The organism is uncultured Campylobacter sp. (assembly GCF_937981295.1).
Classification (GTDB): domain Bacteria; phylum Campylobacterota; class Campylobacteria; order Campylobacterales; family Campylobacteraceae; genus Campylobacter_B.
Map to the genome: position 1 here is coordinate 1 of NZ_CALJPC010000014.1, position 17,317 is coordinate 17,317.

At 46.5% G+C, this 17,317-nt stretch carries 15 protein-coding genes; 5 read left to right on the top strand and 10 right to left on the bottom strand.

Annotation, left to right across the window (positions count from 1 at the left end):
• The first annotated feature begins 207 nt into the window (after positions 1 to 207).
• Entirely contained in the window at positions 208 to 1,245 is a 1,038-nt protein-coding gene (locus Q0135_RS01140) for a hypothetical protein (RefSeq protein WP_297987587.1), read from the top strand.
• A gap of 462 nt (positions 1,246 to 1,707) precedes the next feature.
• On the top strand, positions 1,708 to 1,842 hold the full coding sequence (locus tag Q0135_RS01145) for a hypothetical protein (RefSeq protein ID WP_297987589.1): 135 nt from the start codon (positions 1,708 to 1,710) through the stop codon (positions 1,840 to 1,842).
• A 42-nt stretch (positions 1,843 to 1,884) separates the two neighbouring features.
• Here the strand turns inward: Q0135_RS01145 and Q0135_RS01150 are convergent, their stop codons facing one another.
• The 10 genes from Q0135_RS01150 to rpsT all read right to left on the bottom strand — a co-directional run bounded on the left by Q0135_RS01150 (position 1,885) and on the right by rpsT (position 14,884).
• Complete coding sequence (locus Q0135_RS01150) at positions 1,885 to 2,676, bottom strand: class I SAM-dependent methyltransferase (RefSeq protein ID WP_297987591.1); 792 nt, start codon at positions 2,674 to 2,676, stop codon at positions 1,885 to 1,887.
• A 120-nt stretch (positions 2,677 to 2,796) separates the two neighbouring features.
• Positions 2,797 to 4,872 carry a TonB-dependent receptor gene (locus Q0135_RS01155; protein WP_297987593.1) on the bottom strand — a complete coding sequence of 692 codons (2,076 nt, stop codon included), beginning with the start codon at positions 4,870 to 4,872 and terminating at the stop codon, positions 2,797 to 2,799.
• 266 nt (positions 4,873 to 5,138) lie between these two features.
• The gene (locus tag Q0135_RS01160; protein ID WP_297987595.1) at positions 5,139 to 5,627 is read right to left on the bottom strand and encodes a chemotaxis protein; all 489 of its coding nucleotides are present in this window, start codon (positions 5,625 to 5,627) and stop codon (positions 5,139 to 5,141) included.
• A 197-nt stretch (positions 5,628 to 5,824) separates the two neighbouring features.
• Positions 5,825 to 6,019, bottom strand: a complete 195-nt coding sequence (locus tag Q0135_RS01165; RefSeq protein WP_297987597.1) for a hypothetical protein — start codon at positions 6,017 to 6,019, stop codon at positions 5,825 to 5,827.
• Positions 6,020 to 6,501: 482 nt separating this feature from the next.
• A complete protein-coding gene (locus Q0135_RS01170; protein ID WP_297987599.1) occupies positions 6,502 to 8,403 on the bottom strand; it encodes an ABC transporter ATP-binding protein/permease in 1,902 nt (633 codons plus the stop codon).
• A gap of 579 nt (positions 8,404 to 8,982) precedes the next feature.
• A complete protein-coding gene (locus Q0135_RS01175) occupies positions 8,983 to 11,424 on the bottom strand; it encodes a TonB-dependent siderophore receptor (RefSeq protein ID WP_297987600.1) in 2,442 nt (813 codons plus the stop codon).
• A 298-nt stretch (positions 11,425 to 11,722) separates the two neighbouring features.
• The gene (locus Q0135_RS01180; RefSeq protein ID WP_297987602.1) at positions 11,723 to 12,568 is read right to left on the bottom strand and encodes a universal stress protein; all 846 of its coding nucleotides are present in this window, start codon (positions 12,566 to 12,568) and stop codon (positions 11,723 to 11,725) included.
• Positions 12,569 to 12,961: 393 nt separating this feature from the next.
• Positions 12,962 to 13,117, bottom strand: coding sequence for a hypothetical protein (locus Q0135_RS01185; protein ID WP_295150474.1), 156 nt, complete (start codon positions 13,115 to 13,117; stop codon positions 12,962 to 12,964).
• A gap of 402 nt (positions 13,118 to 13,519) precedes the next feature.
• Positions 13,520 to 14,587, bottom strand: a complete 1,068-nt coding sequence (gene prfA, locus Q0135_RS01190; RefSeq protein WP_297882595.1) for a peptide chain release factor 1 — start codon at positions 14,585 to 14,587, stop codon at positions 13,520 to 13,522.
• A 24-nt stretch (positions 14,588 to 14,611) separates the two neighbouring features.
• Positions 14,612 to 14,884, bottom strand: a complete 273-nt coding sequence (gene rpsT / locus Q0135_RS01195) for a 30S ribosomal protein S20 (protein WP_291938896.1) — start codon at positions 14,882 to 14,884, stop codon at positions 14,612 to 14,614.
• A 152-nt stretch (positions 14,885 to 15,036) separates the two neighbouring features.
• On the opposite strand from rpsT, the gene glmM reads away from it, so the two are divergent.
• From glmM to Q0135_RS01210, 3 genes are all read left to right on the top strand, one after another.
• On the top strand, positions 15,037 to 16,377 hold the full coding sequence (glmM, locus tag Q0135_RS01200) for a phosphoglucosamine mutase (RefSeq protein WP_297987605.1): 1,341 nt from the start codon (positions 15,037 to 15,039) through the stop codon (positions 16,375 to 16,377).
• 98 nt (positions 16,378 to 16,475) lie between these two features.
• Positions 16,476 to 16,937 (top strand): signal peptidase II, encoded by a 462-nt coding sequence (gene lspA, locus Q0135_RS01205; protein WP_297987607.1) that lies wholly within the window; start codon positions 16,476 to 16,478, stop codon positions 16,935 to 16,937.
• Positions 16,924 to 17,316, top strand: coding sequence for an SHOCT domain-containing protein (locus tag Q0135_RS01210; RefSeq protein ID WP_297916965.1), 393 nt, complete (start codon positions 16,924 to 16,926; stop codon positions 17,314 to 17,316). Before lspA ends, Q0135_RS01210 begins: the two co-directional genes overlap by 14 nt.
• The last annotated feature ends 1 nt before the right edge of the window (position 17,317 follow it).

Genomic DNA, 17,317 nt, shown 5'->3' on the forward strand with positions numbered 1-17,317 from the left:
TTTAGCGGCTTTTAAGCGCCGCTTTGCGATAATTTTTAAAACTAATCCGCAGGAGCAAAAATGAAAAATTTAATAAATTTAAGCGGCGGCGATCGCCTAAATTTGCGCGTAGAGGGTCAAATTTTACTAAGCAGCGTCAAAAACGGCAAAACGAGGCAGACGCAACGCAGATAAAAATACAAAGTAAAAATGACAGAAAGGTAAATAATGAATGAGCTAAAAGAACAATTAAAATCCATAATACAAAAGCAAGTTAATTTTTCAAAATTAACTTATAATATAGAAATAAAGGTTATCCAACCAGCAAATTCAGGGCAATTTCCAAATCAAGATTTTAGTTTTAAAAGTATCGATATCCTATGCACTGAAGAGGAAATTGTTAAATTTGGAAAGATTAATAAAGAAATAAAGGAAATTGTAAAAGAGATTCAAGAAATAAATAGTACGCATTTTGTTACATTTATTTTTGAAAAATGTGATATCAAATTTTGGAATGAAGATATTAATCCTGATTGGCATATAAATTTTAAAGATAGCAATATAAATATTAATATCCAAGATATTGAGCTTGATGAAATTTATTTGTTAACTCAAAATTTTAATAATTGTACATTTGAAAATTTAAGCTTACTCAGTAATGTTAAAACTTTGCATATTGATTTGAATTTTAATGATATCAAATTGTTGCAGTTCGCTATAACTAAGATAGCAGATAATGAGGTTAATAAAATTAATATTGGCAATACAAATATTGGTCAGGCAATAATCATTGATAATATTTTTAAAAGTGATTTTATAATTTATAGTTCTCAAGTTGATTCCATTGAAATTAGAGATGTTGATTTTGAAGCATTAGCAGAGTTTAGAGCAGTTGTTTTTAAAAATAAGTTTGATTTTGAAGAAATTTCGTATAAAGGGCTTGCTTTATTTGACAAATGTCTTTTTAATACAAAGGCGGAATTTAAATATATTACTTTTGAAAAATTGACTTCTTTTAGAGGTTCTGTTTTTAATAAGGGCTTAAATCTTGACTTTACAAGTTGTGATAAGGAAATCAATTTTTTCGGTATAAGTGGGCTTGATAGCGCTGAATCTAAAAAGCATACGTCACAAGAAACATATCGTATTATAAAAAATAATTTTGAAAAAATCGGCAATAAAATTGAAGCCAATAAATATCATTCCTTAGAGCTAGAAAGCAAGAGAATGGATCTTGAAAAAAAACAAATGGGTAAATATGGATGATTATATTGTATTTAAATTGCACCATATAAGTTCAAACCATTCTACAAATTGGGTTTTAGCATTATTGTGGATTATATTGGTGGGCCTTTTAACAACAATATTTCTTCATTTGAATGCAGTAAAAGAATTATTTATCAATCCATGTTCTTTTAAAATTGAATATTTTTATAAAATATTTGACAACTTGTGGAAGTATATTTATATAGGCAATATGGACGACGAATTAAAACGTAATTCATTTGTATTTTTATTCAATAAAGTTTCATTAGGCTATCTGTATTATCAATTTTTAACAGCCGTAAGAAAAGATACTAGAAAATGATTAATTCGTATATTATCTAAATAGTAGTCTAAAATGGCAAAAGGTTTTAAGAATTTATAATAAATCCGCCATAGGATACCGATGTTGAAGCCTGGTCTACCACGTAAACTATCAAATTTTGCGAGCGAGCGCGCAGCGAGATGTTTTTTGGCTCAGATGTTAAGCCTTTTAGCAAGGATGGGCATTTTGTCGTGAGCGAGATTCGGGCGAAATTTAAAAAGCCGTCTACCCTAGGCAACCTGCTGGGGATAGAAGTCAAAACGGTAGAGCCATAAAAGATATTCGTAACATTAACTTATCAAATTTACGAAGGCTCTCTATTTTCTACCTACCAGAAGCTTTGAGCTGCCTAGCATTAGCCATTTCGCCTCGCGCGGGCCCATAAAAAGCCCCTGCGTCGTATCTATAAGCTCAACTCGCTCATAGCCCTGCTCCTTAAGTCGCGCGATGAAAGCATCCATGTCGCCGTAGTTTCCGCGCGAAAAAAGATCGTGGATCGCGAAGCTGCCGCCCTTTTTAAGCACGCGGAGCGTCTCTAAAAGCAGCGCCTGGCGGTCCTTGCGCATGATGTTGTGATAGACGTAGTTGCTTGTAACCGCATCGAAGCTGCCGTCCTCAAAGGGCAGCTGCGTGGCGTCGGCTTGCTCGAAGCTAGTGTTTTGCACCCCTTCGGCGCGCGCGTTGGATTCGCACAGCTGCTTGTTAAAAGACGCATACTCAAAGCCCCAGCGATCGACGCCCAGCACCGATGCGTGCGGGTTGCGCTTAGCCACGGCGATCGTTAGCGCGCCGCTGCCGCAGCCTACGTCTAGCCCGCGCCCGCCCTCGGGCAGATCCACGTATTTTGCCGTGCCCTCTACGATCGTGCGCGAGAGCTGACGCTTGCCGCCGTAATCAAACGCGCGGTACCACACGACGCAGTAGATCGTAAAGCCGATCAAAACCAGCGCCGCTGCGCCGAAAAGCCCAGCAAGAAACCACCTCAGCACGCCGCCCACGAAAGCGCCGCAAACGCCGAAAATCAAAAACAAAACTAGCGCTACGCCCGCACCCGCGGCAAAGCTCGCGATCATGCCCTTAGGCACCCAGTTTTTATAATCAGGCTTCATCTTCGCTCCTTTTATTAAATTTAATCCTGCGGCGGAAAAGCGCGCGGCGGCAAAATTTTAAATTTCGCCCGTAAATTTTAAAGCCCGCAGCTCAAAACCCCACCTAAATTTAAACGCACGCTAATAGGTGTATTTAAACTCCGCGTAATAGTTGCGCCCTGGAGCCGGAGTATAGACGTCTGCGCGTAAATTTTGGTTGTAATTATACTCCTCGTCAAAGACGTTTTTGACTCCCGCGCTTATCAAAAATCCGCTTGCGAAGCGGTACGCAGCGCCCAGATCCACGATCGTGCGCGAGTCGATCCTATCGTGGTTGGCGTCGTGCGATGATGAGAAATATTTAAAATCGCTCATCAGCGTTAAATTTCTAATCGGCTCGTAATCGACGCCCAAAACGAACTTCGAGCGCTCCACCAGCGGAACCTGCTTGCCCTTATTCGCGCCGGATTGGATCTTGGCGTCCACGTATGAAAAGGTCTCGCTGAGCTTTAAATTTGAAAGCAGACTTTGCTCCGCATACAGCTCCACGCCCTTGCGGCGCGTCTCGTCGATATTGATAAAATGCCAACCGTCGGTGATCGAGCTGCCCAGGGTTTCGTTTACGATCTCGTTTTTCGTATCGGTCCAAAAGATCGTAGCGCTTACGTATTGCCCGTAGATCAGATCTTTAAGACCGATCTCGTAGGTTTTAAAGGTTTCGGATTTGAGGTTATTAAGCACATAAGGACCGTTGCGACCGAGCTTATCGATGAGCTGATTAGGACCCGGGGAGATATAGCCGCGCTCAAATTTAAAATATAGATTGCCATCCTTGGAATAATTAAAATTCGGCGTAATCTCAAAAGCGTAGTTGTTTTTATGATCGCTTACTCGGGTACTGTCTTGCGTCTGCGAGATTATGTTTCCCATCCTTTTTATGGTCGTTGAAACCCTGCGATTTACTTTGTATTCGGCGCGCTCAAACCGACCGCCCGCACTAAGCGAAAACGCCTCGGTGAAATTGTGCTTTTCTAAAGCATAGACCGAGTGGGTAAGCTTTTGCATATCAAAGATCGTAAGCTGCGAAAGACTCATCATAGGATTCATCGGAGTGGTAAAGTCAATCTTGCGAAAGCCCTTGTTTTTGAGATAATCATATCCCGCTATGAACTCGCCACTGTCGTAGTCGAGCTTGCCTTTTAAATTTGCCCCCTCTTTGCGGTCTTTCATCACAAATCCGCTCTGAATGATCCTGATATCTTGATAATAAGGATGCAAATTTGCTTCGATTTTATCACCGAATTTTACCGTGTAGCCGAAATCGAAATTTGCCCGCGTACTTTTGGTAAAAGTCCGTTCACCTCCTTGCTGGCGGCGATCCGCTCTCAGCTCGGCAAGCCCTAAGCTCGGCACCGAATAGGTTCGCGCCTGATAATAGCTCGGATCAAAAGAGATGCTTTGATCGTCCGAAATTTTATAATGCATCCCGAGCGAGCCGTAATAGCCGGTATTTTTCTCGCCCTTGCGGTATCCGCGCTGCTTAAAGCCCTTTACGGCGGTTTTTAGAAACAAATTCTCGCTCACGTTGCCGCCGAGCCCTAAATTTAGATCATTGTAATTATACGACGCGATCTTGGTCGAGATATTGGCGTACGGGTATCTGGCTCCCTTTTTCGTGATGATATTTATCACGCCGCCACTGGTGCCGCTGCCGTATAGCACGCTACCGCCGCCCGGGATGATCTCCACGCGCTCGATATCTTCGATCGGAATGAGATCGATCGGGATGCTCGTCGGCGTCGTGTCGATCATATTGAGCGCGACTCCGTTAAGAAGGACTTTGACGGAGGTATTTGCTTTCTGACCCTGTCCGCGCAGATCGACCGTATCGCCGTGAAAGCTAACCCCCGGCGCCTTTTCTAAAATTTCGCGTAGATCGCGATAGCCGCGGTTTTCCATATCCTCCGCGGTGATGACCGAGACGTTGCGAACCTCGTTTTTAAGCATATCCTCAAAGCCCGTCGCGGTAACTACGATGGTGCCCAGCTTTGTGGCGTTCGCGCCGGAAGCGTTTTTAGGAGCTGCGGAATTTACGGCTCCCGCGCCGGGCGCGCTGATATTTGCGGACGTAGCGTTGTTTTCAGCCCCGTTTAGTTGTAAGGCGGCGCACAAACTTAGCGCGATTGCGGCATTTGAAAGATAAAATTTCTTAACCATCACTCTCCCCTATTTAAAATTAAAATTTTGCGAATGATTTGCAAATGCTATATTATAATTTCTCTTGATTAAATAATAATAAATTTCAAAGATTAAAGATAGATTTTTTAAAATTTAGGCGTAGTTCGGATGAAATTTTGATTTTGAGCGTTTTACTGGGCGCGATAAAATTTCGATTTTAAATTTAGACTCTTTGGCGACTTTCGCTTCTTAAAGCAGCGAGTTTAGCGAGTTTATGGAACAAATTCGGATCGGAATTTTAAAATTTAAACCTTGCATTCGCCCGCCTTGCCGAATTTCGCCTCGATCAAAAGCACCAAGATGAAGAAAATTTTTTCGTCGTTAAACTTCGCAAGCTCGCGCAGGCCTTGATCTGCGCTTACAAGCTTGATGCCGTTTGATTTCAAAATCTCAGCGAGCTCGTCCGGCTCAAAGCCCATTTTATTAGCGATTTCTCTGATATTATAGCGCTCGATCGCGCCGATTATGCGATCCATATTACAAAAGCCGGGATTTTTGCGGCTCAAAACCACGTCCAAAAACTCGCTCCAGAGCTTTACGAGCTTCTTTCGCCTTGTGATTATATGCAAGATCGCGACGCAAAGCAGGCCAAATCCCGCGATCTTATGCAGGCTCATCCACATCTCGTCGTACTCGCCGCGCGCAAAGTAGGCGCCCGAAAAGCCCAAAATGCAAAGCGTGCAGCCTAGCAACACGATGAGCGCAAATTTATAAACAATCCTCGCTTTAAGCATAAAATCTCCTTGCTTCGTTTTAAAATTTAGCGGCTTAGGCGTAGCGCACGCGAACGCTACGGCGGCGTTACGTCTCGTCGGTCGCCGCTATCGTATCGCCTCGGCGTTATTGCGCCGTCCGCACTGCTGCTTGCCTATACGCTCCGCAGGCCGCCATCATCGTATCGCGCGTTTGCGCTACTTGCACTGTGCTTTACTTACATACACATCCTGTCGATCGCGGTTGCCATATTGTGGCATTTTATGCTGTCGTCGCCGCAATCACGCCGCGCCGCTTTGTGCTGTCGATCCGCCACCACGGCAACGTTGTTCGTTTTGATCGTCGTGCCGTTACGATGATGATATACCTGAGCGAAGGTTATGTCATACGGCGCCGAGTAGGTACGTATCACCGCTCCGCTTCTCGACTACGGCGTGCCGTCTGCGCCGCCGATGTGTTACGCGCCATCCGACGCGTTACTGACTTATCGCGACGCCCACGCATCGCGCCTCTGACGCAGCCCGCTCATTTAGCATGCCGTTACGCTACCGATCGCGGCTCGGTTTAAAATTTTATTTAGGCGCCGTCTTCTTGGCAGATCATTTTGCGTTTAAATTTTACCGACTTAATTTCGCGCAAAATCGCGATCGCGCACTGCTGACCAACTTCCGAGCTACTCGTTGCGCCGCAAATACTTACCTACGGCGGTGCTATGCCACCGACTGCGTGCGAGCACCTAGCCACGCGGATGCCGATGCCCATGTATGCGAACACCGAGCGCTTCGGCTAAATTTTATCGCCGCTTAATATAAATGAGTAATTTTAATAAATCTGGATTTAAAAAGATATGAATTTAAAGGCGAAATCCCCGACGAGAAATTTAAACGATAAAATTTAAAGCTCTATCGTCCGCTCGAATATGTCCTCAAGCCCCGTTTGATGCACGATCGCTAGCATGCCGAGGCTCGGTAGATCCGCACGCAGACCAAGTAGCAGCTCGCGCGCCGAGGCAGGGTCGAGCGCGGACGTGATCTCGTCTGCGAAAACAAAGCTCGGCTTGTGGTAATGAATGCGTGCGAAACTAAGCCGCTGCGCCTCTCCGCCGCTTAAAATTTTAACGTAATCGGCGCGCGAGTTTAGCATGCGGGCAAATTTCTTAAGTCCTACGCTGCGTAAAATTTCTAAAAATTCCGCATCGTCTTTGCGCGGCGGCTGCGGATAAGCGATAAGCTCCTTTAGGCTAAGCGGCGCTAGATAGGGCTTTTGCGGGATAAACATCACTCCCGTGCGCGGCAAACTGATCTCGCCGCGGCCGTATCTCCAAAGACCCGCGACGTAGCGCAGAGCCGTGCTTTTGCCCGCGCCGCTCTTGCCTCGCAGCATTATAAACTGCGCGGGCGCAAGCTCGAAGCGTAGATCCTCGATCAGCGGCTCGCCCGCAGGCGTGAAGACCGACAAGCCTTCGCAACGAGCGGAATTTTCGTCGCTTTGTTTGACGCAAGCACGCAGATTTGCGCTCTCGCCGTCCATGCGCGAGATGAACTCATAAATCCTCTGCACGCTCGCCGCCCACTCCATGATCTGTTTGTAATAGTCCATAAACCACGCAAATCCGTCTTGCACGCTGTAAAACGCCGAACGCGCCTGCATCATGTCGCCAAAGCTCATCGCGCGCGACAAATACAGCGGCAAGCAGGCAAAGATCGGGATTAAATTCGTGATTTTTAGGTAGCTTGCCGAAAAGCATTCGAGGCGAAATTCCGTATTCATGATGCTGCGCCAGTTTCTCATGATCTCGCCGAAGCTCGCGCGGAAGCGGCCGCGCTCGGCACCCTCTCCGCGCATAAAGGCTACGGCTTCTGCGTTTTCGCGCACGAGCAGTAGATCCGAGCGGTAGTCGGCTTCGGCGCGCTGCTTGGCAAAATTTAGCCTCCTAAGCCTGCGCCCGATGAGATGCGTGATCAGCGAGCAAAGCAGCGTATAAAGGAGCGCTACGTATAGCAAAAAGCCTTCGATCTCAAAGCGCATGCCGAAAATTTCAAATTTCAGCACCTTCGAGACCTGCCACAAGATCGTAACGAAGGCGATGAGCTTGGCGAGATTATAGACGAGCGATTTTACGAGATCGACGCTTTTTTGCACGAGCAGCAGGCTGTCCTCGGCGATACGCTGATCGGGGTTGTCTAGCTTTGCGATCGTTTTTGAAATTTCACGATCTGCGCAAGTTTTGGATGAAATTTTATTCTCGCCTGCGCCGCTTTGCTCTGCTGCATTTTGCTCCGCCGTGCTCGGTAAAATTTCAAACCCCTTTGCGTCTCTATGTAAAGCGGTGCTGTCCGCCTCCACTGCGGAATACTCCGCGCGCTCGTTTAAATTTTCATCTAAATTCGCGTCGCCGGGTTTTTCTAAATTTGATCCGCCCCTGGCGCTAAAATTTCCATCAAGGCTCGTGCGGTAGAAGTTTGCGTTATGTAGCCATTTGCGCTCCATCATCGCGCTTAGCCGCTCGCGCCAGACGATTACGAGCAGTTTGCGAAGCCAGCTGCCGCAGACGATGAAAAGCACGATGAGCGCCGTGTAGAGTAAAAACTCGCCCACGAGCGCGGGAATGAGCTCGCCTTTAAGCTCGCTTAGCGCGTCGTAAAAGCGCTTGTCCCACGCGTTCATCAGCACACTGATTTTGATGATAGCGAGGCTAAAACCAAGCGCGAGCAGCAGCAGCGCCCACAGCTTCGCCGCGCCCTTGCCGAACCAGTGCGGACGTAGAATTTCAAAAAATTGCTTTAGCGTTTTCAAATTTTCTCTTTAAATTTTAAAATTTAGCGCCGGTTACAGCGAGATCGCGGGATTAAATTTGATCCCGCAGGCTCGCGAGCGGATTTATGCTCGCAAGCCTGCGCGTTTAATTTGCTTGGAATTTCGCGAGATTAAATTTATCGCCCTCGCCCGCATCGCTTGCAATCGCTCGCGCTAATCAATCGTTAATCAACCAAATCGCGAGTTAAATTTTGATTCCGCGGCTTCGTTTAAATTTTGCCCGCCTCGCCATGCGCGGATTACGATAAATTTAGCTCACGCGCCTTTGCGTACTCGCTCCGCTCGCAGCTTTGCAAGTACAAAATCCGTGCGAACGAATGCAAAATTTAACTGCGCAGCATTATTCGCGCAAAACCTGTCTGCAGACTTCGGCGCACTGGATTGCTCAAGCTTAATGAGCGCCGATCAACTCATACCTTCATGCAAGCCCCGCTGCGCTCGCATTGACACTAACCCGTGCGATCTGAGAGCATAAAGATTTGCGAATACGACTTACTCGCAAATTTTATGCATCCCGCCCAAAGCAAGGCGCGGGCAGACTTTGAGCAAAACGGCGCCTTAATATTTATAATTAAACGTCAGCATAAAATTCCGCGGCTCGCCGTAGTAGTTGTTTTGTCCCGCTACTCTGTTATTTTGATTGATAAAGTAGCGCTTGTCGGTTATGTTTTTTACCGATAAATTTAAACTAAAATGCTCATTGTATTCATACGCAGCGTTGGCGTCCCATATCGTGTAGCCGCCCTGTACGGGGATGTCGTTAGCGGGGTAATAAGCGCCCGTCGAGATACTGCGCCTGGTATATTGGTTGTCGGTCTTGCTCTGATAGCGAAATCCGGCGCCCAAAGTGATCTTTTGCTGCGCTACGAGCGGAATTTCGTAGCTGCTGTAGAGCTTAAACATACGCTTAGGGATCCAAGGCTTGGCATTGGCACCCTTGCGGTAATCGACGTTGCTTAGCGCCGCAAAACGCCTCTCGTCCTTCATATACTCGCTTTTATTGTAGGTGTAGCCTCCGAATACTTTCCACTCGTCGGTAATTGCACCGTTTGCTTCTATGTCAAAGCCTCTGGATCTGACTTTGCCGCTAGCTACCGATCTGCTTAGACCCGTAGCGTCGTAATAATCGTAGTCGGTGACGGCTCTATTTTCCTGCATGATCTGAAAGAAAGCCACGGTCGTATTTAGCGCGCCGTCGAAAAATTCCGACTTCACGCCCACTTCGGCGTTATAGCCTACGATCGGCTCTAGAATTTTTTCGTTTCTATCCCTAGCGGTTTGAGGTTTATAAATTTCGGCATAGCTCACATATAGCGAATGATCTCTCGAAAAATCCCACGTAAGCCCCGCGTAAGGCGTGATCTTGTGTTTTTTAACGATATAGTCTTCGCTGTGGCGGCCCGTGCGATAGTTATCCGTAGCGCTTTCTCGCTTTAGCCTTGAATATCTGCCACCTACGAGCAGATGCCAATCATCGTTAAAATTATATCTCGTGCCCATTGCAACCATCTGCTGATAAATTTTAATCGTGTAGTAAAGATTGTAGCAGCGGGTTCCAAGCGCGCATAGCGCGGTCGTATCATTCCAATTAGGCTCGTTGTTTATAAGCCCCTTATTAAAGCTCTCATACGTCAATCCCGCTGCGCCGCCGTAAACGTCTCTATCGTGCTGCGTGAATCTCTCCTTCGACGCGGTGGCGTTTATAAAAAAATCATGGCTCTGTCCGAACAGCTCATAGTTTATATCGCTACCTACTTGAAAGCTTAACTCTTTACTGCCGTTATCGTATCTGTCATAGCCTATGTATCTGCTCGCAGGATCCCTGCCCACTCCGTGCCAGCCGCCGAATTTCAACAAGCTCTCGCTGTGAGTATAGTTTAGTTTGGCGTAAGCCTTGATATTATCGCTAAATTTATGATTTAGTTCCAAAAACGTATTATATTTTTCATAAACCGACCTGCTCCAATCCGATATAAAGGTCGTTCTTTTGCTTAAATTTAACGCGTTGCCGTCCTTGCCCACTACAGGAATGCCAAAAGGATCATAAACGCTTCTTGTCTTTTGATAGATCACACCGGCTAAAATTTCGCTAAAATCTCCGAGATCAGCTCCCACCATCGCCGATGCCGCGCCGCGTTCGGTATTTTGCAAATCTCTAAAGGAGCCCTCCTTGCCGCTTACGCCGATGAGCCGTCCTCGGAGCGAGCCGCTTTCGTTTAAGCCACCCGTCACGTCCACGCTGCCGCGATAATAATCATAACTGCCCGCACTTAGCGATAAATTCGCTCCGAGCTCCTTTTGAGGACGCTTTCTTACTAAATTTATAGTTCCGCCGGGCTCGCCGTTGCTCTGCGTAAGACCCGCTACGCCGCGCAAAACCTCGACGCGGTCATAAAATGCAAGATCGGTGTGCTCCTTAGACTGCCCGTAAAGCCCCTGCGCTGCAAGCGCAGTCGTGGATTGCATGCCGTCCTCTTGGATATTGTCGATATTAAAACCACGCGATATCGGCAAACTCATACCAAATCTGCTGGTAGCGGTAATGCCGGGTACGTAATTTAGTGCGTCATCGACCTTTGTAAGGCTCAAATCCTTTATGAGCTGATCGGGTACAACGGAGACGGTTTGGGGCGTCTGGCGAATGCTTAGATCAAGACCGGTGGCGGTGTTCATATTATCGGTCGTATACATACCGGTGCCTTCGGTTGTCAATAGATCGGCCTTGCCCGTGACGTTTATGGTGCCAAAATCATCGCCGTCTGCGCTTTGCGGCGTAGAATTTTCTGCGCTACCACTTTGCGACGTGGAATTTACGACGGTAGAACTCGCTGGCTTTTGCGTAGAGTTTTTCGGCGCCGCATTATTGGCGGCGAAATTTGAAGCAGACGGCGCGGAGCTCTGCGATGCAGCGTTTGGGCGCGAGCTTTCATTTTGTGCTGCGGCGAGCCAAAACGGCGAGCAAAGTAGCGCAAAAGAAAGTAAAATTTTACCCTTTTTCATAAAAATCCTTTTTAGATTTTATAATCTATATCAATTTACTGGCGGGATTATCTTACAATTCTTCTTAAATAATAATAAAATTTTTAATAAACTAAATCATAAAATTATATATGCAATTGCTAATTTAACGGAATTTAATAAGATCTATTGACGAATTTTTAAGCAAAATTTCTATGAATTTTAAAAAGTATATGAATTTGAAAAACGAAGGATTGAAAAATTTAAAATTCTAAAATTCCGCCGCTTTAAAATAACGTAAGCGACGGAATTTAGCGCTTATCGGCGTTTGGTCTTGCGATTACGATAGCACTAGCACCGGTACAAGCGCATTGTGCAAGATATCCTCGGAAACGCTGCCTAAAAAGAGCTTTTTGAAAAAGCCCTTCGTAAAGGCACCGGTAGCGATCAGATCGAGGTTATTGGCACGGCGATATTTGATGATCTCATCGGCGGGAACTTCGGCTTGGATGTATTTGAAAGTGGCGTTTTGAGTGCCTAAAATTTCGCGCGCCAGATCTAGCATCCGCTCGCCCTCTGTGGCACCCGCATTGATGTGCAAGACATGCTTATGCGCGCTCGCAAGAAGCTTTGAGCTCTTTATAAACTCAAGCGTGCGCTTTGCCGCATCGGTGCCGTCAAACGCAATGAGCACGGAGTTAATCGGTGAAAATTCCTTATTCACGAGCAGCGACGGCACGTGAAGCTCCTTTATTAGCACGCTTGCGTTAAAGCCTACGTCCTCGTTATTTGAGCCCTTGATACCGAGTACAAAAATTTCAGCTTCGTCCTTGTACTCAGCGATAACGTCGATGAAATCGCCATCTTTGATGATCTTACTCGTCTTTACGCCCGCAGCAGTCGCGGCGCAGATATATTCATCCAGCATCGCTTCGGCTTCTTCGTGGTCTTTCTCCGCATCCACGCCGCCTAGTGTGGGACTTCCGTAGCTATTTGCAAGGATATCATTCTCTCCTAGGACGATCCCGCCTGCGGCTAGCCCATAAAAATTCTCGCCAAGCTCCGGGATTTCAACCACGTGAATAAACACGAGCTCGGCACCCAAGGTTTTAGCGACGTAAATTCCGTAATCTCTAACCGCCGGGGCAAGCGCATTTTGATCGACGCAAGTGATGACCTTTTTCATTTTTCGTCCTTTTAAAGATAAAATTTTAATCAAAATAAGCTTATCAAATTTTGTATAAAAGTTATTTAAATTCGTCAGATTTGAATGCGGAGCGAGCGATTTTGTGAAATTTTAAAGCCACGTCGTAATGGATTTTTGAGGTGCGGGCGCGCTTGTGGTAAGCTAGCTCAGGCTCAGCTGACAGCGATCGAGTAGTTGCAGCGTAGTAGGCGACTAAAAAGCGTTGCGGACGCGGCAGACAAGGTGCGGCGCGGGCGGTTTTAAAATTTATCAAGCCGCTAAAAGCGCGGTTCAAAGCGCCGTTATTGCGATTAGTAGCCCAAAGATGATCCCCGGGAAATTCGCCGCGGCGAGCGGATAGTCCTTTTTGGGCTTTAGCAGGCCGTAGCTAAGCTATATCGTGCAGTTTATCGCGGCTGCGAGCGGCTGGAGAAACGGGACTTTGTTGCCGCTTAAATTTGCCATTATGTTCGGCACGTAGGATACGTACATGATGACCGACAGGCATGTGCCCGCCCAACCTAAAATTTGTAAATTTCTTTCGCTCATTGTTTTTCCTTTTTAGAAATACGTTTCAAATTTACGAATGAAACGAAGCGGGATTTAATACACCAAAGATAAGAAACAAATTAAAAGATGGCTAGAAATAAAATTTGACTTTAAATTTATCGCAGCGACCCCCCCTGCTCGCGTCTGCGTAAATTTTAAAGCGGCGTTTAAGGCGCGCATTTTAAAAAAACAGAGAAATTTAAAACGCCAGGCGGCACGGCGAATAGAATTTAAATTTAAAAAGGCGGGATTTCAAGCGACGACTGCGATGAAATTTAAGTGAATTTGCCGAGGCGAAAGCCATTAAACACATTGTCCCGAAGGCTTGCGGCTAAATTTAAGTAAATTTTGCAACAAAATCGCAGCAAAATTTTGAAAATATGAGGATTAAATTTTAAAAGGCTAATAGCCCGCGTTTGCGATCGCTTCAGCTTGAGAGTGCGCGATGAGCGGATCGATGATCTCGTCGAACAAGCCCCCTGCCATTATCGCGTCCAGGCGGTAGAGAGTTAAATTTATGCGGTGGTCGCTGATGCGGTTTTGCGGATAGTTGTAGGTACGAATTCGCCCCGAGCGGTCGCCGGTGCCTACCTGATCCTTGCGATCTTTGCGCTCTTTTTCGAGCCGCTCCTGCTCCTGCATATCGTAAAGGCGCGCCTTCAGCACCTTCATCGCCGCTTCTTTGTTTTTGTGCTGGTCCTTGCCGTCTTGGTTGGTGACGACTAAGCCGGTCGGGATGTGAGTGATACGAACGGCGCTGTCTGTGGTATTTACGGACTGTCCGCCGTGGCCGGAGCTGCGCATAACGTCAATGCGAAGGTCGTTCGGATTGATCTGTATCTCGCTATCCTCGATCTCGGGCATCACGGCGACGGTGATCGCGGAGGTGTGCACCCTGCCCTGGCTCTCCGTCTCGGGGACGCGCTGCACGCGGTGAGTGCCGCCTTCAAATTTCAGCCGCGAATACGCTCCCGCGCCCTTTACGAGCAAGATCGCTTCTTTGTAGCCGCCGACGCTGCCTTCGCTAGTGCTTACGATCTCGCATTTATAACCACGAAGATCGGCGTAGCGCAGATACGCGCCGAGCAGATCGCCCGCAAACAGCGCCGCTTCGTCGCCGCCCGTACCGGCGCGGATCTCAAGGAAGATATTTTTATCGTCGTTGGGGTCTTTCGGAAGCAGTAAAATTTTGATTTTTTCTTCGAGCTGCGGCTTTTGCATCTCTAAGCTTTTAAGCTCCTCTTTGGCTAGCTCGCCGAGATCGGCATCGCTTAGCAGGGCTTTGTTTTCTTCGATCTGATTTAAAATTTTAAGATACTCGCTAGCCGCCTCTTTGATCGGCTCGATATTGCGCTGCTCCTTAGATAACGCAGTCATATTGGCGATATCTGCGGTAACTGCGGGATCGCTAAGCATGCGCGAAAGCTCGTCATAGCGATCCAAAAAAGGCTTTAGTTTATCGGCTAGCATTTAAATTTTATGCGTAAGGAACGCTTACGCGGCGGTTTTTAAAGAATTTACGAGTTTGGCTAGGCGGCTTACTTTTCTGCTCGCGGTCTGTTTTTTCAAAAAGCCCCTGCTTACGAAGCTGTGAAAGCTTTCATTAGCCGTTTTTAGAGCCTGAGTCGCTGCGTCTAGATCCTTGCTCTCGACCGCCTCTCTTACGGCTTTTGTGATATTTTTTACTCTGGTGCGATAAAATCTATTTCGCTCCGTTCTTTTTATGGTTTGTCTCGCGCGTTTTTCGGCGGATTTGTGATTTGCCATAACGTTCCTTTTCGGTTAAATTTGAACCTACGATTATACGTAAAAAATATTTAATCGACGCTTAATTTAAGTAAAATTTAAATATAGTTTAAATTTATTAAGATTAAACTTTTTCTGGTAGAATTTCCCGATTTTTATATAAGGATTTGATAATGAAACTTTTCGGAACGGACGGCGTACGCGGTAAAGCGGGAGAATTTCTGACCGCCGAGCTTGCGATGCGCGTAGCAATGGCGGCAGGGATTTACTTTAGGAAAAATTCCGTTACGAATATGATTTTAGTCGGCAAAGATACCCGCAGAAGCGGCTATATGATAGAAACCGCGATCGTAGCAGGCCTTACCTCCGTGGGCTACAACGTCCGCCAGATCGGACCGATGCCTACTCCTGCGATCGCCTTTCTTACGGAGGATATGCGCTGCGACGCGGGCATTATGATAAGTGCAAGCCACAATCCATACTACGACAACGGCATTAAATTTTTCAACAGCGAAGGCTTTAAACTTGATGAAAAAGAGGAAGCGCAGATCGAAAAAATTTATTTTAACGACGAGCTCATTGCCGAAGCGCGCACCAAAATGATGCAAATCGGCGCCGCAAAGCGCGTGGACGACGTCATCGGCAGATACATCGTGCATATTAAAAATTCCTTCCCGAAGCAAAAGACGCTGCACGGGCTTCGCGTGGTACTTGATTGCGCAAACGGAGCAAGCTACAGGGTCGCACCTACCGTATTTAACGAGCTGGGAGCCGAAACTATCGTCATCGGCGACGAACCTAATGGCAAAAATATTAATGATGCTTGCGGCGCACTAAGCCCGCAAAATTTAGCCTCGGAGGTCAAAAGATTACGCGCCGATGTCGGCTTTGCCTTCGACGGGGATGCCGATAGGCTCGTAGTCGTGGACGAAAACGGCGAGATCATCCACGGCGACGCGCTGCTTGGAATTTTAGCAGTCTATTTGAAAGGAAAAAATCGCTTAGCAGGCAATAAAATGGTAGCCACAGTGATGAGTAATTCTGCGCTGGAGGATTTTTTAGCTAAACACGACATCGCGCTTCATCGCTGCAACGTAGGCGATAAATTTGTACTTGAGACGATGCACGAACTAGGCGCAAATTTCGGCGGCGAGCAGAGCGGGCATGTGATCTTTGGCGATTACGCCAAAACGGGCGACGGCATCGCAAGCGCGCTGCAATTCGCCGCCTGCATGCTGGATACGCATAAAAAAGCGAGCGACCTTTCATCAATGCTTAAGCCGTATCCTCAAATTTTACGAAATTTAAAGATCGCGGATAAAAAACCGCTTGAAAAATTAAAAGGGCTAAAGGAGCTTGAAACAAGCCTTAAAGCGGACAAGATCCGCTCGCTCTTTCGCTACTCCGGCACCGAAAACGTTATCCGCCTCTTAATCGAGGGCAAAAACGAAAAACTGCTGCAAAAGCGCATGGATGAGGTCGAGAAATTTTTTACCAAAGCCCTAAATGAGTAGCGTTGCGGTGAAATTTTACGGCGCGACAAGCTCATGGCTCGGTACAAAAGGCGCGGATAAAAAATGCAGGCTTTACATATTTAAATTTGGATTGCAAGATGGCTAAGACCTGTATTAAATTTGTCCTGCTTTTCGCGGTTATTTTTGCAATCGATCAAGCGATCAAACTTCTGTTTTTAAACGGCTTTTCGTGGCAGGGGGAGTTTTTTTCGCTAGAGCTTACGCTTAATCGCGGCGTTGCGTTTTCGATGTTTGCCTTTTTGGGCGAAAATTTAAAATTTATCCAGATCGCGCTGATCTCGGCGCTTGCGGCGTATGTATTTTGTCATAAAAAGCTTTTTTGCGAGCACTGGGCGCCGTTTGCGCTGATGCTCGCGGGAGGCTGCTCAAATTTACTCGATCGCTTTATTCGCGGCGGCGTCGTAGATTATGTCGCATGGCATAAGTGGTTTGAGTTCGCGGTGTTTAATTTCGCCGACGTGATGATAGATCTGGCCGTCGTGATTTTTATCTTCCAAAGCTACAAGATCGCGAAAAAGGAGAAAAATGAAGAGAAATAATTATATCGCTTACGCGCTTTGGTTTTTAGGTGCGTTTTCATGGATCGCAGCTATGCCGATCGGCGGCGGACTGCATAGAATTTATTGCGGCAAATTTATCAGCGGATTTGCTCAAATTGCGCTATTTTGGCTGGGAAGTTTTACACTATGGTTTTTGGTGGGCTTTTTGTTTTGGGCGATTTGGGGAATTTGGATTTTGCTAGACATATTTTTCGTAGGAATTTGGGTGGAAGATTTAAATGCTTTTGCAAGCGAGACGGAGGAAGACGACTACGAGGGGCGTCTAAAAAAAGTCGATGCGCTCTTTGAGCTGTATCAAAAAGGCGCGATTTCTAAAGAGGAATTCGAGGCGCGAAAAGAAATTTTAATGAGAGATTAAG